Raw genomic sequence first — 21077 nt, 5'->3', positions numbered from 1 at the left:
TCATTCTCCGGCTCGTCCGTCCTCTCGGCTTGCGTCGAGGATGCCGGGCAGCGCCTGGAGGAAGGCGTCCGTCTCGTCGTCGCGGAGGTTCAGCGGGGGCATGAGCCGTACGACGTCGGGGGCGGGCGCGTTCACCAGGAACCCGGCTTCCTGGGCCGCCGCCTGCGCCTGCGCCGCGTACGGTCCGGTGAGCACGATACCCAGCAGGAGCCCCGCGCCCCGTACATGGTCGATCAGCGGGTGGCCGAGCGCCTCGGTTCCCGCGCGCAGGTTCTCGCTCTGGCGCTTGGCGTTGGCGAGGAGCCCTTCGCCTTCGATGGTGTCGAGTACGGCGAGTCCGGCGGCGCAGGCGACCGGGTTGCCGCCGAAGGTGGTGCCGTGCTGTCCGGGCTGGAGCAGGTCGGCGGCGCGCCCGAAGGCGATCGTGGCGCCGAGCGGGAGTCCGCCGCCGAGCCCCTTGGCGAGGGTGACGATGTCGGGCAGGACGCCGTCGTGGGCCTGGTAGGCGAACCAGTCGCCGGTGCGGCCGACGCCGGTCTGCACCTCGTCCAGGACCAGGAGGGCGCCGGTGGCGGCGGTGATCGCGCGGGCTGCCTTGAGATAGCCGGGCGGCGGGACGACGACGCCGTTCTCGCCCTGGATCGGCTCGATGATGACCAGGGCGGTCTCGTCGGTGACGGCGTCGGCGAGGGCGCGGGCGTCGCCGTAGGGGACGTGGGTGACCTCGCCGGGCAGCGGCAGGAACGGGGTCTGCTTGCCGGGCTGTCCGGTCAGCGCGAGGGCGCCCATGGTGCGGCCGTGGAAGCCGCCGGTGGTCGCGACCATGTGGGTGCGCCCGGTCAGCCGGCCGATCTTGAGGGCTGCCTCGTTGGCCTCGGCGCCGGAGTTGCAGAAGAACACCTTGCCGTCACGCCCGAACAGGCGCAGCAGGCGCTCGGCGAGGGCGACGGGCGGTTCGGCGACGAAGAGGTTGGAGACATGCCCGAGGGACGCGATCTGCGTGCTGACGGCATCCACCACGGCGGGGTGGGCGTGACCGAGGGCGTTCACCGCGATGCCGCCGACGAAGTCGAGGTAGCGCCTGCCGTCGGCGTCCCACACGGCGGTGCCCGCGCCGCGCACGAGGGGCAGGCGCGGGGTGCCGTAGTTGTTCATGAGGGCGCCCTGCCAACGGGCGGTCAGTTCCTCGTTGTTGATGTCGCTCATGACTCCCCCGGGGTGTCCGGCTCGTCGTCGGGCACGACCATGGTGCCGATGCCCTCGTCCGTGAAGATCTCCAGCAGGATCGAGTGCTGGACCCGGCCGTCGATGACGCGGGCGGTGTTCACGCCGTTGCGTACGGCGTACAGGCAGCCCTCCATCTTGGGCACCATGCCCGAGGACAGCTCGGGCAGCAGTTTCTCCAACTGGGTGGCGGTGAGGCGGCTGATCACCTCGTCGGAGTGCGGCCAGTCCTCGTAGAGACCCTCGACGTCGGTGAGGACCATGAGGGTTTCGGCGCCCAGCGCAGCAGCGAGTGCCGCAGCCGCCGTATCAGCATTGACGTTGTAGACATGACCGTCGTCCTCGGAGCGGGCGATGGAGGAGACGACCGGGATGCGGCCGTCCGCGAGCAGTGCCTCGATGGCGCCGGTGTCGATCTCGGTGATCTCGCCGACGCGTCCGATGTCCACGAGTTCGCCGTCGATGCGGGGCGTGTGGCGGGTCGCGGTGATGGTGTGGGCGTCCTCGCCGGTGAGGCCGACAGCGAGCGGGCCGTGCGCGTTGAGCAGTCCGACCAGTTCGCGCTGGACCTGCCCGGCGAGCACCATCCGTACGACGTCCATGGCCTCCTCGGTGGTGACCCGGAGCCCCGCCTTGAACTCGCTGACGATGCCGTGCTTGTCGAGCGCGGCGCTGATCTGCGGACCGCCGCCGTGCACGACGACCGGCTTGAGCCCGGCGTGGCGCAGGAAGACGACGTCCTGGGCGAAGGCTGCCTTCAGTCCCTCGTCCACCATGGCGTTGCCGCCGAACTTGATGACGACGGTCCTGCCGTGGTGCCGGGTGAGCCAGGGCAGCGCCTCGACGAGGATGCGGGCCTTGGGGAGCGCGGTGTGCTTCCGCGTCGGGCTGCTCATGACGAGTACGCGCTGTTCTCGTGGACGTAGTCCGCGGTCAGGTCGTTGGTCCAGATGGTGGCGGTCTCGGTGCCCGCGGCGAGGTCGGCGACGATGTGCACCTCGCGGTAGCGCATGTCGACCTTCTCGCGGTCCTCGCCGACCGAGCCGTTCTTGCAGACCCAGACGTCGTTGATGGCGACGTTGAGCAGGTCGGGGTCGAAGGCGGCCCGCGTGGTGCCGATGGCGGACAGGACGCGACCCCAGTTGGGGTCCTCGCCGTGGATGGCGCACTTGAGGAGGTTGTTGCGGGCGATGGAGCGGCCGACCTCGACGGCGTCCTCCTCGGTGGCCGCGTTGATCACCTCGACCTTGATGTCCTTGCTGGCGCCCTCGGCGTCCCCGATGAGCTGACGCCCCAGGTCCTCGCAGACCTTGCGGACGGCTTCGGTGAACTCCTCCTGGCCGGGCGTGACGCCGGAGGCGCCGGAGGAGAGCAGCAGGACGGTGTCGTTGGTGGACATGCAGCCGTCGGAGTCGACCCGGTCGAAGGTGACCTTGGTGGCGGCGCGCAGGGCGTGGTCCAGTGCGGCGGTGTCCACGTCGGCGTCGGTGGTGAGGACGACCAGCATGGTGGCGAGCCCGGGGGCGAGCATTCCGGCGCCCTTGGCCATGCCGCCGACGGTCCAGCCGTCGCCGTCGACCACGGCTGTCTTGTGGTGGGAGTCGGTGGTCTTGATGGCGATGGCCGCCTTCTCGCCGCCGTGCTCGCTCAGGGCGGCCGCGGCGGTCTCGATGCCGGGCAGCAGCTTGTCCATCGGGAGGTGCACGCCGATGAGCCCGGTGGAGCACACGGCGACCTCGATCGCCCCGCGCCCGAGGACCTCGGCGGCCTTCTCCGCGGTGGCGTGGGTGTCCTGGAAGCCCTTCGGACCCGTACAGGCGTTGGCGCCACCGGAGTTGAGGACGACGACGGAGACCTCGCCGCTCTTGACCACCTGCTCCGACCACAGCACCGGCGCGGCTTTCACGCGGTTGGCGGTGAAGACTCCGGCGGCGGCGCGTCGGGGTCCGGTGTTGACCACGAGGGCCAGGTCGGGGTTGCCGTTCTCCTTGATCCCCGCGGCGATGCCCGCCGCGGTGAATCCCTTGGCCGCTGTGACGCTCAAGGCGCGACTCCGATCGTGGAAAGCCCGGTGGTCTCGTCGAGCCCGAGGGCGATGTTCATGCTCTGTACGGCACCGCCCGCGGTGCCCTTGGTCAGGTTGTCGATGGCGCTGATCGCGATGACGCGGTGGGCGTCGGGGTCGTACGCGACCTGCACCTGGACGGCGTTGGAGCCGGTGACGGAACCGGTCGCGGGCCACTGCCCCTCGGGGAGCAGGTGCACGAACGGCTCGTCGGCGTACGCCTTCTCGTACGCGGCGCGCACCGCCTGGGCGTCCACCCCCGGGCGCGCCTTCGCGCTGCACGTGGCGAGGATGCCGCGGGGCATGGGGGCGAGGGTGGGCGTGAAGGACACGGACACCCGCTCGCCCGCCGCGGCACCGAGGTTCTGGATCATCTCGGGGGTGTGCCGGTGACCGCCCCCGACGCCGTACGGCGACATGGACCCCATGATCTCGCTGCCGAGCAGATGCGCCTTGGGCGCCTTGCCCGCGCCCGAGGTGCCGGAGGCGGCGACGATCACGGCTTCCGGCTCCACGAGGTGCGCGGTGTACGCCGGGAACAGGGCGAGGGAGACGGCGGTCGGGTAGCAACCGGGCACCGCGACGCGCTTGGACCCCTCCAACGCGGCGCGGGCACCCGGGAGTTCGGGCAGACCGTACGGCCAGGTACCGGCGTGCGGGCTTCCGTAGAACCGCTCCCAGTCCCCGGCGTCCTTCAGCCGGAAGTCGGCGCCCATGTCGATGACGAGCACGTCGGGACCGAGCTGCTCGGCGACGGCGGCGGACTGTCCGTGCGGCAGCGCGAGAAAGACGACGTCGTGCCCGGCGAGGGTCTCGGCGCTGGTCTCCTCCAGCACCCGCCCGGCGAGCGGCAGCAACTGCGGCTGCAGCGCCCCGAGCCGCTGCCCGGCGTTCCCGTGCGCGGTCACGGCCCCGACCTCGACCCCCGGATGCCCGAGCAGCAGCCGCAGCACCTCTCCCCCGGCATACCCACTGGCACCGGCGACAGCTACGCGCACGGTCATGTCAGCCTCCTTCATTGGCATGACTATACGTAGCGCTGCACGTTTATGCAACGAGAAAAGGGCGGGGCCGTCCGGCTGCCCGAACCTACGATGGCGCCCATGCACCCGCTCTGGTTCGAGTTCGACGAACACGACAGAACCCCGGAGAACTGCGACCCGTCCCAGCGCGAGTTCCTGCGCCTGGTCCGAAAGGGCGCCCGGGAATGGCCCTGCCGACCCGGCGACACCTACGCACTGTTCTTCCCCCGCGACGAACTCGACGAGGACGGCGACACCGCGGAGCACGACGAGATGCGCCTGGTGGTGGACCTCAGCCACCACCGAGCGCGCTTCCTCGCACTCGGCGCCTCCCTGGAGGCGGACACCGTACGGTGCGGTGAACTGCACATCTGCACCCTCGCGCCGACCCAGGAGTGCCCGGACATCGTGCCGCGCGAGCACACCGCACCGGTCGAGGACCTGGCAGCCTTCACCACCGACTGGCTCGGCGAGATCCTGCACCGACCGACGCTGCGGTACGACGGCCGACGCCACTGACCGCCGCGCCACTGGCTTCCGCGAGCCCAGGACCGGTTACGGCAGCGGGCGGAGCCCCCTGAGGGCGACGCACTCCTCGACGCGCTCCCTTTCGCTGCACGTCGCAGCAGAAGGCACTCGCCCTCTGGCGGCAGCGCGCTCCACCGACTACTCCACGCGATCACGCCCCGCCCAGGCAGCACCGCCGGACCGGATGCCCCTCGGGTCCGGGGAGCAGGAAGGAGCCGTCGCCCAGGGGGTTCAGGTCGTACGGGTTGGTCGCCTCGACGGTGATCTCGTCGCCGATCGTGCCCGTGCGTACGTCGACCAGGTGGTTGCGGAACCACTCGCCCCCGTCCTCGGTCTCGCCGCCCAGGGTGACGACGGCTGTGTCCGGGGTCAGGTAGCCGCCGGACCATTCGACGAACGTCTCCTCCGGGTCGTGGCCGAAGTCCTCGACGGAGAGGGTGAGGAGGACGGTTCCGTCGGGGTGGTGGTGGAAGGCGACGTCCGTCTGGCCGTGTTCGACGGACATGAAGTGCTCCCCGTCCGGCGCGAGGTCGATCAGGCAGCGGTCGGACCAGGGGTAGGTCGTGAACTGCGGTACGCCGTCGGCGCCGACGGTGCCGCGCACGGTGACCGTGCCGTCCTGGCCCTCGCCGATGTCGAGGTAGACGCTCCCGTCCACGGGGTGCACATGGTGGAAGGCGCCGTGCCCGACGGTCTTCAGCTCATGGCGGGCGAGGACCGCCCCGCTGTCGGTGTCGTGCACCACCCACTGGTCGAAGTCCCCGCGTCCCGCCATCGCGTCCGGCCGGTAGACCCACACGGTCCGCCCGTCCAGGGAGAAGGCGCAGTCCGGGCGATGACCACGGCTCTCCTCGGAGCGCGGCTCGAAGTCCGCCGCCCACACCGGGTCCCCGGCGCGGCTCAGGCAGACGACGCCGTGCGGGGTCGTGTAGACAGCCCGCTCCAGATCGTGCCGTACCGCCGACTCCACGACCTCGTCACCGGCACGCGCCCGGAAGACCGCCACGGGGTCGAGCGTCCCGAAGACGCCGGGGTCGGCTGTCGGACGGTAGGCACGGATCCGGCCGTCGCGGTGGCGCGTGACGGGTCGGGGAGGGGGCGCGGGAGTCATCCGCAGAGGCTAACGCCCGGCGCGAACCGCCGGTCGGGCGCAGGCGGTTCGCGCACTCGGTCCGCCGGGACGGCAGGTCCCACCCTCCCGCGTTTACAAACTTGCAGTCGTTTGTTAAATTCGTAGCCATGCCGAAGGTTCCGTCCTCCCAGCTCGTGCTCGACAGTGCCTACCGCTGCTTCTGTCGCAGCGGGTACCGCCGCACCACCATCTCCGACATCGTCGAGGAGGCGGGGCTGTCGCGCCCGACCGTCTACAAGTACGCCGGGACGAAGGACGAGGCGTTCGCCAAGGTCATCCGGGCGTGGCTGGAGTCCGCCGCCGAGGAAGCCGAAGCCGCGGCGGAGGCGGCGGGCACGGCCGAGGAGAAGGTGCTCGGCGTGCTCACGGTGAAGCTGGAGGTCGCCGTCCGGCTGTGGCAGGACAGCCCGGCGCACGCCTACGAACTGCTGGCCGCCGCTTCCGCCCACACCCCCGAGCTGGTCACCGCCTACATGGACCACCTCACCCGGCTGCTGGTCTCCGCCGTGTCCGAGGCCGTCCCCGAGGCAGCCGAGCGGACGACCCGGGTGCTGCTGACCTTCACCCGCGGTCTGGAGGACGACCTGCGCGACGTCGAAGCCGCGCGCCGGGACCTGGAGACCGGCGTGCGGATGATCACCCGCGGGGCGCTCGCCCCCGCCTCCCCACCCCCCGCCTGACCCACGGTCGGGCCACGCCGAAGGGCCTCACCATGAGCAAGACCCCCACCCTGTATCGCGAACAGCGCGCCTGGCGCCAACTGCAGCGCCATCTGCCCGAGCGGCTGCGGCTGACCGACGCCACCGCACCCGTCGAGGAGTTCTGGGACTGGCGCGGTCACCGTGTCCACCTCGACCGCTACCCCGACCCCGCCGCCCGCGCCAAGGTCGTCCTGCACCACGGCGTCGGCACCAACGGCCGCCAGATGTCGCTGATCCTGGGCGCCCCGCTGGCCGCGCGCGGCTTCGAGACCGTCGCCCTCGACAACCTCGGCTACGGACTCACCCAGGTCCGTCCCGGCACTACCCCCTCCTACGACGACTGGGTCGACCTCGTCGTCGACTACCTCGCCCACGAACAGTCCCGCGACGACCGCCCGATCGTGCTGTACGGGCTGAGCGCCGGAGGGATGCTCACCTACCACGTCGCCGCCAAGGCACCCCGTGGCACGCTGCGCGGCATCGTCGGCATGACCTTCCTCGACCAGCGCGACCGGCAGGTCCGCGACGAGACCTCCCACGACCTGCTCACCGCCCGCCTGGGCGCGCCACTGATGGGACTGCTCGCCAGGACCCCGGCCGCCAGGGTGCGGTACCCGATGAGCCTGGCCGGCAAGATGTCCGCGCTCGCCAACGACCCCGGCGCGATGAAGGTGTTCATGCGGGACCGCACCTCCGCCGCCAACTGGGTCGGCGTCCGGTTCCTGGACCGCTACCTGAACTACGCCCCTGCCGTCGAGCCCGAGGACTTCGACGCCTGTCCGGTGCTGCTGACCCAGCCCGCCGAGGACCGCTGGAGCCCCCACCGCCTCAGCCTCCCGGTGCTGTCCCGCATCACGAAGGTCCCCGTCGACACCGTCATGCTCGACAACGCGGGCCACTACCCCCTCGAAGAACCGGGACTCCAGCAGATGCAGGACGCCATCGCGGACTTCGTCACCAGGAACACGACCGAGCCGGTACGGCACTGATCCCCGCCCACCCGACATCATCGGGCACCGATAGTCGGGTCCGGACTCCCCCGCCCCGCCTAGCGTCGGTGACGTCAGAAGGAAGGAGCCGGGGCGTGCTGAAGCGGCTCAATCACGTCATGGAGCGGATCGAGTGCGATCTCGACGGGACCGTGGACGTCGAGGAGTTGGCGCGGATCGCCGGGACCTCGACGTATCACCTGCGGCGGATGTTCTCCGCGCTGGCGGGGATGCCGTTGTCGGAGTACGTGCGGCGCAGGCGGCTGACGCTCGCGGGGGCCGAGGTGGTCTCGGGGCGGGGGACGCTGCTCGACATCGCCGTGCGGTACGGATACGGCTCGGGTGAGGCGTTCGCGCGGGCGTTCCGCGCGATGCACGGCGTCGGACCGGGTGAGGCGCGCCGCACGGGAGCCACGCTCAGTTCGCAGCCCCGGATGTCCTTCCGTCTCGTGATCGAAGGGAGCGGCAGTATGCGGCATCGGATCGTGGAGAAGCCGGAGTTCGACGTGGTCGGGTTCAAGGCGCGGGTGCCCTTGGTGCACCTGGGACCGAACCAGGCGATCATGGACTTCGTCCGGGGGAACGACCGGGAGGAACTGGCGCGACTGGCGAAGCTGTCGGACCAGCAGCCGGAGGGGATCGTCGCGGTCTGCGACGACCTGGACCCGAGCCGGGCCGAGGGCACGGAGCTGGACTACTACCACGCGGTGGTCACCTCGGCGCCCGCGCCCGAACACCTCGCCACCCTGGCCGTCCCGGCCGGTGCCTGGGCCGTGTTCACCGTCTCCGGGCCCATGCCGGACGCCGTGCAACTGCTGTACCGGGACGTGTTCATGCAGTGGTTCCCGTCCAACCCGTACGTGAGTCGCCCCGGTCCCGAGATCCTGCGGGTCCGTCCCACTCCGGACGGCACCGAGGCAGACTGCGAGCTGTGGCTGCCGGTGGAGGAGGCGCGCCGGTACGCCGGGGGCGGGCGTCCGTGAGCCCGGGGCACGGACATCGCCCGTAAGCTCGGGGCATGGACATACGCAGCGCCACGGCGGCGGACGAGGTGAACGGCGACCACCTGCCCGTCCCCGACGTGCTGGCCCATCTCGCCGGGCGCTGGCGCGTCACCCGTGAGGTGCGCGACCTCGCGAGCGGGGACACCGGGCATTTCGAGGGCAGCACCGTCTTCGCGCCGCTGCCGGACGGCGAAGGCGGGCTGCTGCACGAGGAGTCCGGGGACTTCACCTGGCAGGGCGTGACCCGCCCCGCGACCCGTACGCTGCGGTTTCTGCCGGGTCGGGTGCCGGGGACGGCGGACGTACGGTTCGCGGACGGGCGCCCCTTCCACGACCTGGATCTGCGCACCGGGCACCACATCGCCGGTCACCCCTGTTCCGCCGACTTCTACCGGGGCGAGTTCACCGTCACCGATACCGGTCACTGGCGTTCGGTGTGGCGGGTCGGCGGTCCGGCGAAGGACCTGGTGCTGACCACCGACTACGTGCGCGAGGGCTGAGCGGACACCCCGTCCAGGTGGAGGTTCCAGCGCCCGGAGCCGCCCAGGACGGTGGTGGCGGACAGCGGGCGTACGTCGATGTTCCAGTAGGTCGCGGGCGGCGCCTTCAGCGCGTACACCAGAGCCGCGCGGATCACGGCGGGCTCGGCGACGGCGACGATCCGCCCGTACTCGTCCACCGGGCGGGTGTCGAGCCAGCCGCCGACCCGGGAGATGAACGCCAGCAGGGACTCGCCGCCGTGCGGTGAGGAGCGCGGGTCGGTCAGCCAGGCGTCCACCGCCTGCGGTTCGCGTGCCATCGCCTCGCCCAGGGTCAGCCCGCGCCAGCGCCCCATGTCGCAGTCGCGCAGGGCGAGTTGGACCAGCGGGGCGTACCCGAGGGCGTCGCCGGTGGCGCGGCTGCGCGGGGTCGGGGAGCAGTAGCGCAGCTCGGCGGCGGCCAGCGGGAGCAGGTACCCGACCATCCGCTGCACCTCGTCCCAGCCGGCCTGGTCCAGCGGCCGGTCGTCCCCGAAGCGCTCGGCGTACGACGGGGACCCGGGGGCGGCCGCGACGAACGTCACCCGAAGTGGCATGGGCCGATGGTGGGCCCAGGACGGGTACCGGTCAAGGGCGATCAGCCCCGCCCTACGCGGAGTGACCGGAAAACACCGCCACGCCGGACGTCAACTCGCAGCGGCACCAAGGGACTTGTCCGGCTTCACCGCACTTCGTCGTACGCCGCCCGCAGCCGCCGTACCCCCTCCGCGATCTCCCCCGTGCCCGCGACCGCCGCGAAGCTCAGCCGGATGTGCGCCGCCGGGGGCTCGGCGCTGAAGTAGGCGCGCCCCGGGGTGACGGCGACGCCCGCGCGCAGGGCGGCGCCGATCAGCGCCGGTTCCGTGACCCCCTCGGGCAGCCGGAGCCAGAGATGGAAGCCGCCGAACGGGATGTGCGGCACGGCGAGTTCGGGGAGGTGGAGGGCGAGGGCGCCGGTCATCGCCTCGCGGCGCGCCGCCAACTCGGCCGACAGCGACCGCAGATGGCGTGGCCACGCCGGGGAGCCGACGAGTTCGAGTGCCGCCTCCTGGAGCGGGCGGGGCACGAAGAAGCTGTCCACGATCTGGATGGCGCGCAGCCGTTCGAGCACCGGACCGCGCGCGGCGAGCGCGGCGACCCGGAAGCTGGGCGAGGTCGCCTTGGTGAGCGAGCCGACGTGGACGACGACGCCGTCGGGGTCGTCGGCGGCGAGCGGGCGGGGCAGCGGGGGCGCGTCGGCGTGCGCGAGGCGGCGTACGTAGTCGTCCTCGATGACGAAGGCGCCGGACGCGCGGGCGATGCGCAGGACCTCGGCGCGGCGCTCGGGGGCGAGGACGGCGCCGGTGGGGTTCTGGAAGAGCGGCTGGCAGACGAAGACGCGGGCGCCGGTGGCGCGGAAGGCGTCGGCGAGCAGGTCGGGGCGTACGCCGTCGCGGTCCATCGGCACCGGTACGGGTCGGAGTCCGGCGGCGCGGGCGAGGTCCAGCATCCCGGGGTAGGTGGGCGACTCGACGAGGACGGGGGCGCCTGCCGGGGCGAGGGCGCGCAGCGCGGTGGCGAGCGCGGACTGGCCGCCCGCCGCGATCAGCACCTCGGCGGCGCTGACGGAGCCGCCGATGCCGCGCGCGAACCACTCCCGCAGCTCGGGCAGCCCCTCCAGCGGCGGTCGCCCCCACGCGCCGGGGCGCCGTCCGGCGCGGGCGAGCGCCGCGGCCATGGCATGTTCGGGCTGGAGACCCGGGTGCGGGTAGCCGCCGCTCAGCTCCAGGACGCCGGGCGGCGGGGCGGGCAGCGAGATCATGACACCGGAGGCGTCCACGGTGCGGGGGACGACGTCGCCGGTGCCGTCGGCGCTGAGCGCGACCTCCTGCCAGGAGGTGTCCCCGGCGGGCGCGGGCGTGGCGTGCGGGCGGGCGCGGAAGGCACCGGCGCCGGGCCGGGTGACGACCAGCCCCTCGGCGGCGAGCTGCGCGAGCGCCCGCGAGACGGTCACCGGGCTGACCCGGAACCGCTCGACCAGCGCCCGACTGGAGGGCAGCTTCTCACCCGGTGAGTAGCGGTTCAGCTCCCGCCGGAGCTGTTCCGCCAGCTCGCCCACACTGCTACGCTCATTCATGAGAGCACAGAGTAGCGCTACCGCCACGACCCCGATAACGGTCACCGCGCCGCCGCGCGAGCCCCGGCTCATGGGCAGCGGCCTCGCGGCCCTCGGTGTCGTCGCCTTCTCCCTCACCTTCCCCGCCACCGCCTGGGGTCTGGAGAGCTTCGGACCCTGGTCGCTCACGGCGGTCCGGGGTGTCCTCGCGGCGCTGGTCGCGGGCGGCTGTCTGCTGTTCCTGCGGGTGCCGCTGCCCGCCCGGCGCCATCTGCCGGGTCTCGCGGTGGTCGGGGCGGGTACGGTGCTCGGCTTCCCGCTGCTGACCACGCTCGCGCTGCAGACCTCCACCACCGCGCATGCCGCCGTCGTCGTGGGTCTGCTGCCGCTGACGACCGCCGCGATGTCCGCGCTGCGCGTCGGCGCCCGGCCCTCGCGCCGGTTCTGGACGGCGGCCCTCGTGGGCGCGGCGGCGGTGGTCGCGTTCACGATCACCCAGAGCGGCGGCGCCGTGACCAGGGCGGACGTCTACCTCTTCGCCGCCCTGCTGGTGTGCGCCGCCGGATACACCGAGGGCGGCAGACTGGCCCGGATCATGCCCGGCTGGCAGGTCATCGGCTGGGCGCTGGTGCTGTGTCTGCCGCTGAGCGCGCTGGGCGCGGCGCTGGCGCTCGGGCACGAGCCGGTACGGCTCACCGCGCACGGGGTGGCGGGCGTGCTGTGGGTCGCGCTGGGCTCGCAGTTCCTCGGCCTGGTGCTCTGGTACCGGGGCATGGCGGCGGTGGGCATCCCCCGGGCCAGCCAGTTGCAGTTGGCTCAGCCCCTGCTCACACTGGTGTGGTCGGCACTGCTACTGGGCGAGCATGTCACCGCGGCCGCTCCGCTGACCGCCGTCGCCGTGCTCGTGTGCATCGCCGTCACCCAACGGTCATGACCGTGAGGAGGGCCCGAGATGCGTGCCCACAAGGGCGACCACCTTGTCCAGCACGGGAGGGTGGTCGGACAGCACGACCAGGTGTCGGAAGTGGTGGAAGTGATCGGCGAGGAGGGCGAACCGCCCTACCGCGTCCGCTTCGAGGACGGGCACGAGGCGATCATGTCTCCCGGCCCGGACTGCCAGGTCCAGCACCCCGAGGACGAGTCGAAGTAGAGGCAAGCAGCCGAGCCGGGGCGAACGGCAACGGGGGTCAGCGCGGGGGTCTCGCCGACCGCCCGTAGTGGTCGGCGACCACCCGTGCCATCGCCCCCAGGGGGTCGCGGGCCACGTCCTGGGCGGCGAAGAAGACATGACCACGCACCCGCGGGTACCGCGCCGCGAGCGTGAGGTGCCGGGACAGCTCCGCCGGGTCCTGCCAGGCCGGAGGCTGTCCGGCGGCGCCCGCCTTGTAGAGCGCCTCGCCGATGTAGAGCCGGGTGGGGCTGCCCTCGGCCTGCCGCGCCCACCAGTCGACGAGCGTGGCGTAGTCGGCGGCGGCGAAGCCGATGTTCCAGTACACCTGCGGCACGATGTAGTCGATCCACCCCTCGCGCACCCATGTCCTGGTGTCCGCGCACAGGTCGTCGTACGTCTGCACCCCCGCCGTGGTGTCCGAACCGCGCGGGTCGGTCGCGGCGTTGCGCCACACCCCGAAGGGGCTGATCCCGAAGCGGGTGCCGGGACGTACGCGCCGGATGCCTGCCGCCATCTCCCGGATCAGCTTGTCGATGTTGGCGCGGCGCCAGTCGGCGCGGGTCGGGTAGCCCGCGCCGTGGGCCGCGTACGCCACGTCGTCGTCGAAGGTCTCCCCTGCCACCGGGTACGGATAGAAGTAGTCGTCGAAGTGCACGGCGTCGACCGGGTAGCGGCGTACGGCGTCGAGCATGGCCCGTTGCACGAAGCGGCGGACCTCCGGCAGACCGGGGTTGTAGTAGAGCTTGCCGCCGTAGACGACGGTCCAGTCGGGGTGGGTGCGCGCCGGATGCCAGGGGACCAGGCGGGTCGCATCGGTGTGGTTGGCGACGCGGTACGGGTTGAACCAGGCGTGCAGCTCCAGACCGCGCGCGTGGGACTCCTCGACGGCGGTGGCCAGCGGGTCCCAGCCCGGGTCGGCGCCCTGGGTGCCGGTCAGGTACTCGGACCAGGGCTCGTAGGGCGAGGGCCACAGGGCGTCGGCGGTCGGGCGCACCTGGAAGATCACGGTGTTGAGACGGTCCCGTACGGCCCGGTCGAGGTGGGCGGTCAGCTCCGCGCGCTGCTCCCCGGGCGACAGACCGGGGCGGGAGGGCCAGTCGCGGTTGGCGACGGTGGCGAGCCAGACGCCCCGCATCTCGGTACGGCGTCCGGGATGCGCCGGGCGGGCGTGGGGCACCCGCGCCTGGGCGGACTGGATGCCCTGAGCCGCCGCGAGGGCGGTGACAGCCGCCAGCGTGAACGCCCGGCGCGAGACCGCCGCCCCACTCGCTCTCTCCCCGGACCCCGTCCCGGACTCCGCCCGAATCGCCATGTCCACCCCCACACGCTCCGAATCCGCCCCATGACGGACCGTCCCGACGGTACGGCTTGTCCCTACCCCGGCGATCGATCATCGATACTTGGCGGTAACGTGCACGCTCGGAGCAGGCACCGATTCCGGAGGCCCTGCGAGAGTCAAGAACCAGCGAAGGGGACGATGTGACGGACTTCCGAGCCGGAGACATCTCGCGCGTCGGAGTGGTGGGCTGCGGCCAGATGGGCGCGGGCATCGCGGAGGTGTGCGCCCGGGCGGGCCTGGACGTGAAGGTCGCGGAGACCACGGGCGACGCCCTGGAGATCGGCCGGACCCGGCTGTACAACTCCCTGACCAAGGCAGCCGAGCGGGGCAAGATCAGCGAGGAGGAGCGGGACGCGACGCAGGCGCGGCTCAGCTTCACCACCGACCTCGGCGAGTTCGCGGACCGTGACCTCGTGATCGAGGCTGTCGTGGAGAACGAGCAGGTGAAGACGGAGATCTTCCGCGTGCTCGACCAGGTGGTGACCCGCCCTGACGCGATCCTCGCCTCCAACACCTCCTCCATCCCGCTGGTCAAGCTGGCGGTCGCCACGTCCCGCCCGGACCACGTGATCGGCATCCACTTCTTCAACCCCGCCCCCGTGCAGAGCCTGGTCGAGCTGATCCCGGCGCTCACCACCTCCGAGGGCACCCTGAGCCGCGCCCAGATCTTCGCCGAGAAGGTCCTCGGCAAGCACGCGATCCGTGCCCAGGACCGCAGCGGCTTCGTCGTCAACGCGCTGCTCGTGCCGTACCTCCTCTCCGCCATCCGCATGTTCGAGTCCGGCATCGCCAGCCGCGAGGACATCGACAACGGCATGGAAATGGGCTGCGCCCACCCCATGGGTCCCCTCAAGCTCTCCGACCTCATCGGCCTGGACACGATCGTCTCGATCGCGAACTCCATGTACGCCGAATACAAGGAGCCCCTGTACGCCGCTCCCCCGCTGCTCCAGCGGATGGTGGAGGCGGGGCGCCTTGGCCGTAAGACGGGGTCGGGGTTCTACACGTACGCCTGACCTCCGGGTCTCCCCCAGCCGCATCACATCGAGGGCCGCCCACTGGGTTTCCAGGGGCGGCCCTCGCTTGCATACGGCGTTGGTGCGCCCGCGTTCAGCCGAGGGCGTCCCGACCGTCGCGTTCGCGTGCCGCCCGGATCCTGCCCAGCCACTCCGTGCCCAGCCTGCGTCCGTCCGGGAACTGGTCGTCCCGGTCCCACCGCCATGCGGTGACCATCGCCAGGACGAGAGTCCGGCACCGGCGCAGCAGGGCGTGGTCGACACCGGGGTAGTGATCGGCCGCTTCCTCGGGCGCGTGGGCGAGGTCGAACTCGACGGGGCCACGGCAGCACGTCTCGAAGTCGATGAACCGAGGACCGTCCGGTGTGGCCAGGACGTTGCCCGGATGCGGCTCCCCGTGCAGCAGTTGCTCGGCTCCCCCGCGCTCTCCGATCGCCCGCCCCAGTCGTCGTAGCGTGTCGGCCAGCAACTCCCGGTCCGCGTCGGCGAGTTCCGGGGTGCGGTCGTGATCCGCGACGAGTCGTCGGGCTCGCTCGACGCGGTCGGTGAAGCGGGGCGCGGGTACGTCGAGGGCGCGCAGGCCGGCGTGCAGGCGCTGGAGCGCGTGGGCGTAGTCGGCGGGTGGGATCTCGGGCGGCGCCATGGGCTCGTAGTACGTCCACAGCGTGATCACGAAGCCGTCGCGCTCGTGGACGCGCGGCTCCGGTCCGGGCGCGAGGGCTGCCACCGGGCACCCGGACCCGGCGAGACCCCGCGCCAACTCAACCTCGAAGCGGGCGACTTGCCGCGCCTCGGATGCCACCCTGGCCACGACGTCGCAGGGCAGCAGCCGCAGGGTGAGCTTGTTCGAGTCGTGCAGGACGATCGCGTCGTCGGCTCTCAGACCGAGGGACGAGGCGGTGGACAGGGCGGCGGTCGTCGCCCGCTGAAGCTCCGGCGTCCGCATCCCGGCCCCCTGCCTTGAGTGCCGTCACGACGGTCCCATTGGTGCGACCCCCGCACCGTACCAACCCGTCGTGGAGGAGCCCCGCACCGGAAAAGGGTTGGCCCGGGCGGTGGTCGGGCTGGTACGTTGCGGGGGACCGTGACTTGGCTGGAGGAGGTGAGACCCATGAACGCTGTAGTGAAGTGGGTGCTCCCTCTGTGTGTCACGGTGTGCGACTGATCCAGGTGTCGTCGGGAGCGTCTGTTCGACAAGGCATTCCTGAAAGGCGAACACCTATGGACTCTGTGCACATCACGCGGGTCGCGGAGACGCGCTGGGAAGCCGTGGACGACGGCCGGATCATCGGTGAGGGCGACGTCTCGCACCGACCCGACGGGCGGCTCTTCGTCAGCGTCGACGTATGGCAGGACGCGGTCTTCGACCGGCTGGCCACCGCGATGCTGGACGGTCTCACCGCACCGCTCCACACCCTGGTCGGTGCGGACGACCACGAGCTGACGGCGAAGTGGGAGCGGCTCGGCTTCACCCCCGGACGCCGTGAGTGGGAGTACGTGCTGCCCACCGCGCCGGTCGCACCCCACCTCCCGGAGGGCGTCACCATCCTGCCCGCCGGTCAGGCGGAGGAAGCCCCGCTGCGGGCGCTGGACCGGGCGATCCGCGAGGAAGTCGAAGCCACCGTCGGCTGGCACACCATGCCCGCCGAAGTGCGCCCCCGCCCGGCCGGGGACACCCTGGTGGACCCGTCGAAGTACGCGGTGGCGGTGCGGAACGGCGCGTACGCCGGTCTGATCCGGGTCGTACCGGTCCGCAGCCGCGCCCGGATCGGTCTCCTCGCCGTACGGGCGGAGCAGCGGCGGCACGGCATCGGGCGGGCGCTGCTCACCCACGCGCTGGGCGCGCTGCACCAAGGCGGGATCGACTCCGCCTGGGCCGAGGTGGACGACACCAACATGGCGGCCATCACGCTGGTCGAAGGCATCGGCGCCCGGCCATCGGGCAGCTACCTGGAACTGGTGCGCCACTGACCCGCACCGCACACACCGGAACAACAACCCCGAGAATCGAGAAACGAGCGACCTTGGCAAGAACATCGAAGGGCCTGGAACTCGAAGGCACCGTCCTCGAATGCCTGCGCAACGCCACCTTCAAGGTGGAGCTGCAGAACGGCCACCACGTACTGGCGCACATCAGCGGAAAGATCCGGAAGAACTACATCCGCATCCTCCCGTACGACCGTGTCCTCGTGGAGCTGAGCCCGTACGACCTGACGCGCGGCCGGATCCTCTACCGCTACCGCAACTGAGCACCGCGCTTCCTATGCTGACCCGATGAGGCTTGAGGGAGTCGGGTTGCGTTATGGATGGCGCGGGCCCTGGGTGCTGCGCGACATCCAACTGGATGTGCCCGCAGGGCAGTTGATCCGTGTTCAGGGGGTCAACGGCTGCGGGAAGTCCACCCTGCTGCGTGTCGTCGCGGGGGCCGTGCGGCCCGCGCGGGGACGCGTGGCCGGGCGGACCGGCCGCGCCGCGTACGTACCGGAGCGGTTCCCGGCCACGCTGCCGTTCACCTCCGTGCAGTACCTGCGGCTCATGGGTCGCGCGCACGGGCTGACGGCGGCGGAGGGCGAGCGGCGCGGCAGACACCTGCTGGAGCGCTTCGGCGCCGGGCAGCACGCGGAACGGCCGCTCGCCGAGCTCTCCAAGGGGACCTGTCAGAAGGTCGCGGTCGCGCAGGCGCTGCTCGGTGAGCCCGCGCTGCTGGTGCTGGACGAGGCGTGGACCGGGCTGGACGCGGAATCGCGCGGCGCGCTGGACGAAGCCGTGGAGCAGCGGGTGTCCGAGGGAGCGACCGTCGTCTACGTCGACCACGCCCCGGACCGGCTCGCGGACCGCACCGATCTCCTGTGGACCGTCGGCGACGGCACGGTGACCGTGAACCGGCAGATCACCACTCCCCCGGTGTTGATCGAGTTCACAGGCGGTCCGCCCGACACCGCCGCGCTCCCGGGCGTCCGCACGGTGACCACCCTGGCGGACGGCACCGTACGGCTGCAGACCGACGAGGAACACTCCGACGCCCTGCTCCGCGCACTGCTCGCCGCCGAGCCGGGTGGCGGGCGCACCGGCACCGGTGTCCATATCCGCCGGGTGAGCGGAGGTCGACGGTGAAGGCGCTCCTCCACTACCAGACCGCCCTGCTCCTGCGCTCCCAGCGCTGGCTCCCACCCGTCCTGTTCTATCTCGGGCTCCTGGCGATCTCCCTGGACAGCCAGTCCACCCTCGGCAGCCAGCTCGGCTGGAACGCCGCCGCGCTGGTGCCCGCCCTCGCCTGGCTCACCCGGGCGCTCCCGGCGGCGGAGCCGCCCGCCGCCCGCGCGTGTCTCGCGGCGGCGGCGGGTCCTCGCCGTCCCCAGTACGCCGCGCTGGCCGTCACGTTCGCGGTCGGTCTGCTGCTCGTCCTCCTCGCGTCCGGTGCCGCGTTGCTGACCTGCAAGGTGCCCCGGGGGACGGCGGGCGTGACGGTGCTCGGGGACGGGCTGGCCGTCGGACTGGTCTGCCTGCTGGCGGGCAGCGCGCTCGGCGCGGTCTGCGTCCCGTCGCTGGTGCGGACGACGGCGGGCGCGGCGGGTGCGCTGATCGTCGGCTCGGTCCTGCTGCTGGTGTTCTCCGGCTCCCCGGCGAACGCCGCCGTCCGCGCCGCCTACTCCTCCGGCGCCCACTTCCCGGCGCTGCCCCTGCTGATCGTGCTCCCGCTGGCGGTCGCCTGCTGGTGGGTCTCCGCGTGGGCAGCGGGCCGTACCGCCGCCACGGCCGACCGGGAGGCGGGGTGACGCCGACGGTCCCCGGCACGAGGGAGCCGTCGGCGGGGCGTCGCGCGGAACCCGGGAACCCGGGAATCCCAGAATCGGGGGACCCGGCAATCCGGCAATCCGGTGACCCTCTCACCCCTCCATCAGCCGCAGATGGTGCAGCAGCAGTAACGCCGCCGCCATGTTCGCCGCCGGGACCTCGCCCCGGGCGATCAGGTCCGGGACGATCTTCAGGGGCACCCATTCGCGCCGGTCGGACTCGAAGTCGTCGACGGGCGGGCCGAGATACTCGCCCTGGTCGGACCAGTAGATGTGGTGCCGGGCGTCGGTGAGGCCGTTGGACGGCTCGACGCTCATGAGGTGGTGCAGGGGACCGGGGCGCCAGCCGGTCTCCTCCTCCAGTTCCCGGGCGGCCGCGCTCGCGATGTCCTCGCCGTCCTCCACGACACCGGCGGGCAGTTCCCAGCCCCAGGTGTCGGTGATGAAGCGGTGCCGCCACAGCAGGAGGACCTCGTTCGCCTCGTTGACCACCGTGGCGACGGCGACCGGACGCAGCCGGATCACGAAGTGGTCGAGGTGCCGGCCGTCCGGCAGCTCCACGTCCGCCAGGTTGACGCTGAACCAGCGGTTTGCGTACACAGTCTGCTCGTTCTGTTTCGTCCACTGCACGGTTCTGCCACCTTCCGCTGAGTAAGTGGCAATATCGCAGCAGGGAGAAGGACGGGCCTACCGTGCGCCCGGCCACCTGCATCCGCACGCCCCGCCTGCTTCTACAGGGGCACGCGCAGCGCCCCGTCGATCAGTTCCGCCGCCTCCGCCGCCCCGGCCGAGCCGAAGCGCACCAGGTGTTCGCGCACCTCGCTGAGTCTCTCCCGCAACCGGCGCGACTCCATGCCACGCGCCTGCTCGGCCATCTGTACGGCGGTGGCCACGGCGTGCTCGGCGTCGCCCTGGCGCAGCTCGATCGTGCTGAGCATGGCGAGCCGGTGCACGCGTCCCCGGTCGTGCGCCGGGTTGTCCACCGCGGCGGCGGCGTGCTCGCGGGCGGCGGCGAGTTCCCCGAGGCTGAGCAGCGCCTCGGCCACCTGGACGTTGACCAGACCGGGCTGCACGTACCCCGTCTCGTCGGGCTCGTGACCGCGCCGGATGTGCTCGGCGGCGTTCTCCGCGCGCCGGATGCAGGACAACGCGCCGCCGCTGTCGCCGAGATGGGCGTACGCCTTGGCCTGCATCGCGTACAGGTCGGAGGCGAGCGCCGGGGTGATGTGCCGCCCCGCCGCCCGCAGCGCCGCCTCCGCGAAGGCGACCGCCTGCCGGAACTCCCGCATGTGCAGGGACTGGTTGACCAGCAGCGCTATGACGTACGCCCCGAATCCCCGGTCCCCGCTGGCCTTTGCGAGGCGCAGTGCCTGGTGGAAGTAGCGCTGGGCGAGTCCGTGGGCGTCGGAGTCGTAGGCGCAGATGCCCGCGACGGCCACCAGTCCGCCGGTGGCGCGGTGGAGTTGGCGGCCGGTGGCGTCCGTGTAGCTGCCGCGCAGGAGCGGGGTCGCCTCGGCGTTGAGGAAGCCGACGATGCGGGTGCGGGTCGCGATGCCGCCCGCCTTGCGGTACATCTGCTCGTAGTGGGCGCGGGCGGCGCGCAGGGTGTCGAGGTCGGTCTGGGTGACCCGGTGGCGACCGCCGCGCGAGACGTCGGTGTCCTCGGGCGGGTTCTCCCACTCCCACACCGGCATCACGGCGGGCGTGCCGGTCACGGCGGGTGCGCCGAGCACGTGCGGGCGCTGCTGTTCGTCCGAGCGCCACAGCGCGGTGGCGCGCTCCACGAAGCCGGAGAGCGAACCGGCGTGCGCCACCGCCGCCTCGCCGGGCACCCCGAGCCCGATGTCGTCCAGCGTGACCGGTCGCCGCAGCCGCAGGGCCAGCACCTCGCAGATCAGGTCGGGCACCTGGCCGCGCGGCCGCTGGCCCTTCAACCACCGCGCCACGGCGGTGTGTTCGTAGCGCAGTACGAGGCCGCGGCCGCGACCCGCCTGGTTGACACGGGCGGCGAGACCGGCGTGCGAGACGCCCGCCTCGTCCAGGATCGCGTCGAGCAGAGTGTTGGGCTGCATGGCATCGCCCCCCGGGGTGGCCTGGTGGCGTAAGCGTAGTGCGTTCGTCTTCACACGGGGTGTGAACGGAGTACGTCCACCCGTGCGGTGTGCGCACTGTCGCCGGGTGGGGCGCAGCGGGTTCACTGGGTGCCTCGCGCGAGGCCGGCCGGGTCGCCCGCTCCCCCTCAAACGGCGGCGGCCCGGTCTTCGCGGCCCGCGCGAGAGCCGGGGCGCGGACCTGAGACCGGTTGCCGCGCGCCCGGCGAGACCGCCCCGAGGGGGCCGGAAACGGCGGCGGGGGGGGGGGGGGGGGGGGGGGCCCCCCCCCCCCCCCCCCCCCCCCCGGCGCCCCCCCCCCCCCCCCCCCCCCCCCCCCCCCCCCCCCCCCCCCCCCCCCCCCCCCCCCGCCCCCCCCCCCCCCCCCC

The 21077-nt window shown here is 72.3% G+C and carries 23 protein-coding genes; 12 read left to right on the top strand and 11 right to left on the bottom strand.

Annotated features, from left to right (window positions below; all coding sequences use genetic code 11):
- The 4 genes from IF655_RS26460 to argC are packed head-to-tail and all read right to left on the bottom strand — an operon-like array spanning position 1 to position 4293.
- A complete protein-coding gene (locus tag IF655_RS26460) occupies positions 1–1197 on the bottom strand; it encodes an acetylornithine transaminase (RefSeq protein WP_374100380.1) in 1197 nt (398 codons plus the stop codon).
- Positions 1198–1202: 5 nt separating this feature from the next.
- Positions 1203–2120, bottom strand: coding sequence for an acetylglutamate kinase (argB, locus tag IF655_RS26455; protein ID WP_199587644.1), 918 nt, complete (start codon positions 2118–2120; stop codon positions 1203–1205).
- Entirely contained in the window at positions 2117–3268 is a 1152-nt protein-coding gene (argJ, locus tag IF655_RS26450) for a bifunctional glutamate N-acetyltransferase/amino-acid acetyltransferase ArgJ (protein ID WP_199587643.1), read from the bottom strand. The genes argB and argJ overlap by 4 nt, the downstream gene beginning before the upstream one ends.
- Positions 3265–4293, bottom strand: coding sequence for an N-acetyl-gamma-glutamyl-phosphate reductase (gene argC, locus IF655_RS26445; RefSeq protein ID WP_199587642.1), 1029 nt, complete (start codon positions 4291–4293; stop codon positions 3265–3267). Before argC ends, argJ begins: the two co-directional genes overlap by 4 nt.
- Before the next feature lie 99 nt (positions 4294–4392).
- Here argC and IF655_RS26440 point away from each other — a divergent pair, with 99 nt between their 5' ends.
- A complete protein-coding gene (locus IF655_RS26440) occupies positions 4393–4830 on the top strand; it encodes a hypothetical protein (RefSeq protein ID WP_199587641.1) in 438 nt (145 codons plus the stop codon).
- Between the two features lie 160 nt (positions 4831–4990).
- On the opposite strand, the gene IF655_RS26435 is transcribed toward IF655_RS26440, so the two are convergent.
- Positions 4991–5950 (bottom strand): hypothetical protein, encoded by a 960-nt coding sequence (locus tag IF655_RS26435; RefSeq protein WP_199587640.1) that lies wholly within the window; start codon positions 5948–5950, stop codon positions 4991–4993.
- A gap of 128 nt (positions 5951–6078) precedes the next feature.
- Between IF655_RS26435 and IF655_RS26430 the strand changes: the two genes are divergently transcribed.
- The 4 genes from IF655_RS26430 (at position 6079) to IF655_RS26415 (ending at position 9165) form a co-directional block, all read left to right on the top strand.
- On the top strand, positions 6079–6651 hold the full coding sequence (locus IF655_RS26430) for a TetR/AcrR family transcriptional regulator (RefSeq protein ID WP_199587639.1): 573 nt from the start codon (positions 6079–6081) through the stop codon (positions 6649–6651).
- A gap of 32 nt (positions 6652–6683) precedes the next feature.
- A complete protein-coding gene (locus IF655_RS26425; protein WP_199587638.1) occupies positions 6684–7661 on the top strand; it encodes an alpha/beta hydrolase in 978 nt (325 codons plus the stop codon).
- A gap of 95 nt (positions 7662–7756) precedes the next feature.
- A complete protein-coding gene (locus tag IF655_RS26420) occupies positions 7757–8644 on the top strand; it encodes an AraC family transcriptional regulator (protein WP_199587637.1) in 888 nt (295 codons plus the stop codon).
- A 35-nt stretch (positions 8645–8679) separates the two neighbouring features.
- The gene (locus IF655_RS26415; RefSeq protein ID WP_199587636.1) at positions 8680–9165 is read left to right on the top strand and encodes a DUF6314 family protein; all 486 of its coding nucleotides are present in this window, start codon (positions 8680–8682) and stop codon (positions 9163–9165) included.
- Here IF655_RS26415 and IF655_RS26410 read toward each other — a convergent pair.
- Both IF655_RS26410 and IF655_RS26405 read right to left on the bottom strand, forming a co-directional pair.
- Positions 9147–9740, bottom strand: coding sequence for a histidine phosphatase family protein (locus IF655_RS26410; RefSeq protein ID WP_199587635.1), 594 nt, complete (start codon positions 9738–9740; stop codon positions 9147–9149). The genes IF655_RS26415 and IF655_RS26410 overlap by 19 nt on opposite strands.
- A 125-nt stretch (positions 9741–9865) precedes the next feature.
- A complete protein-coding gene (locus IF655_RS26405; protein ID WP_199587634.1) occupies positions 9866–11299 on the bottom strand; it encodes a PLP-dependent aminotransferase family protein in 1434 nt (477 codons plus the stop codon).
- On the opposite strand from IF655_RS26405, the gene IF655_RS26400 reads away from it, so the two are divergent.
- Together IF655_RS26400 and IF655_RS26395 are read left to right on the top strand one after the other, a co-directional pair.
- Complete coding sequence (locus IF655_RS26400; RefSeq protein ID WP_199587633.1) at positions 11298–12212, top strand: DMT family transporter; 915 nt, start codon at positions 11298–11300, stop codon at positions 12210–12212. The genes IF655_RS26405 and IF655_RS26400 overlap by 2 nt on opposite strands.
- Positions 12213–12230: 18 nt before the next feature.
- A complete protein-coding gene (locus IF655_RS26395; protein WP_199587632.1) occupies positions 12231–12428 on the top strand; it encodes a DUF1918 domain-containing protein in 198 nt (65 codons plus the stop codon).
- A 37-nt stretch (positions 12429–12465) separates the two neighbouring features.
- Here the strand turns inward: IF655_RS26395 and IF655_RS26390 are convergent, their stop codons facing one another.
- Positions 12466–13761: a glycoside hydrolase family 10 protein gene (locus IF655_RS26390; RefSeq protein ID WP_199587631.1), complete on the bottom strand. Its 1296-nt coding sequence runs from the start codon at positions 13759–13761 to the stop codon at positions 12466–12468.
- A gap of 167 nt (positions 13762–13928) precedes the next feature.
- On the opposite strand from IF655_RS26390, the gene IF655_RS26385 reads away from it, so the two are divergent.
- The gene (locus tag IF655_RS26385; protein WP_199587630.1) at positions 13929–14804 is read left to right on the top strand and encodes a 3-hydroxybutyryl-CoA dehydrogenase; all 876 of its coding nucleotides are present in this window, start codon (positions 13929–13931) and stop codon (positions 14802–14804) included.
- Positions 14805–14898: 94 nt separating this feature from the next.
- On the opposite strand, the gene IF655_RS26380 is transcribed toward IF655_RS26385, so the two are convergent.
- Entirely contained in the window at positions 14899–15750 is an 852-nt protein-coding gene (locus IF655_RS26380; RefSeq protein WP_199587629.1) for a phosphotransferase enzyme family protein, read from the bottom strand.
- Positions 15751–16025: 275 nt separating this feature from the next.
- On the opposite strand from IF655_RS26380, the gene IF655_RS26375 reads away from it, so the two are divergent.
- From IF655_RS26375 to IF655_RS26360, 4 genes are read left to right on the top strand one after another with little or no spacing between them, the layout of a single operon-like run.
- Positions 16026–16775: a GNAT family N-acetyltransferase gene (locus IF655_RS26375; RefSeq protein ID WP_199587628.1), complete on the top strand. Its 750-nt coding sequence runs from the start codon at positions 16026–16028 to the stop codon at positions 16773–16775.
- Between the two features lie 53 nt (positions 16776–16828).
- Positions 16829–17053, top strand: a complete 225-nt coding sequence (gene infA / locus IF655_RS26370) for a translation initiation factor IF-1 (RefSeq protein WP_018549108.1) — start codon at positions 16829–16831, stop codon at positions 17051–17053.
- Positions 17054–17078: 25 nt separating this feature from the next.
- On the top strand, positions 17079–17918 hold the full coding sequence (locus IF655_RS26365; RefSeq protein ID WP_199587627.1) for an ATP-binding cassette domain-containing protein: 840 nt from the start codon (positions 17079–17081) through the stop codon (positions 17916–17918).
- Entirely contained in the window at positions 17915–18580 is a 666-nt protein-coding gene (locus tag IF655_RS26360) for a hypothetical protein (RefSeq protein ID WP_199587626.1), read from the top strand. Before IF655_RS26365 ends, IF655_RS26360 begins: the two co-directional genes overlap by 4 nt.
- Positions 18581–18691: 111 nt before the next feature.
- On the opposite strand, the gene IF655_RS26355 is transcribed toward IF655_RS26360, so the two are convergent.
- Entirely contained in the window at positions 18692–19228 is a 537-nt protein-coding gene (locus tag IF655_RS26355) for an NUDIX hydrolase (protein ID WP_199587625.1), read from the bottom strand.
- A gap of 101 nt (positions 19229–19329) precedes the next feature.
- On the bottom strand, positions 19330–20670 hold the full coding sequence (locus IF655_RS26350) for a transcriptional regulator (protein ID WP_199587624.1): 1341 nt from the start codon (positions 20668–20670) through the stop codon (positions 19330–19332).
- Positions 20671–21077: the final 407 nt, after the last annotated feature.

Origin of the sequence: Streptomyces sp. DSM 110735, from assembly GCF_016482685.1 — a bacterium.
Taxonomy (GTDB): Bacteria; Actinomycetota; Actinomycetes; order Streptomycetales; family Streptomycetaceae; genus Streptomyces.
The sequence above is the reverse complement of the archived record's forward strand: the minus strand, read 5'-3'. Positions and strand labels throughout refer to the sequence as shown.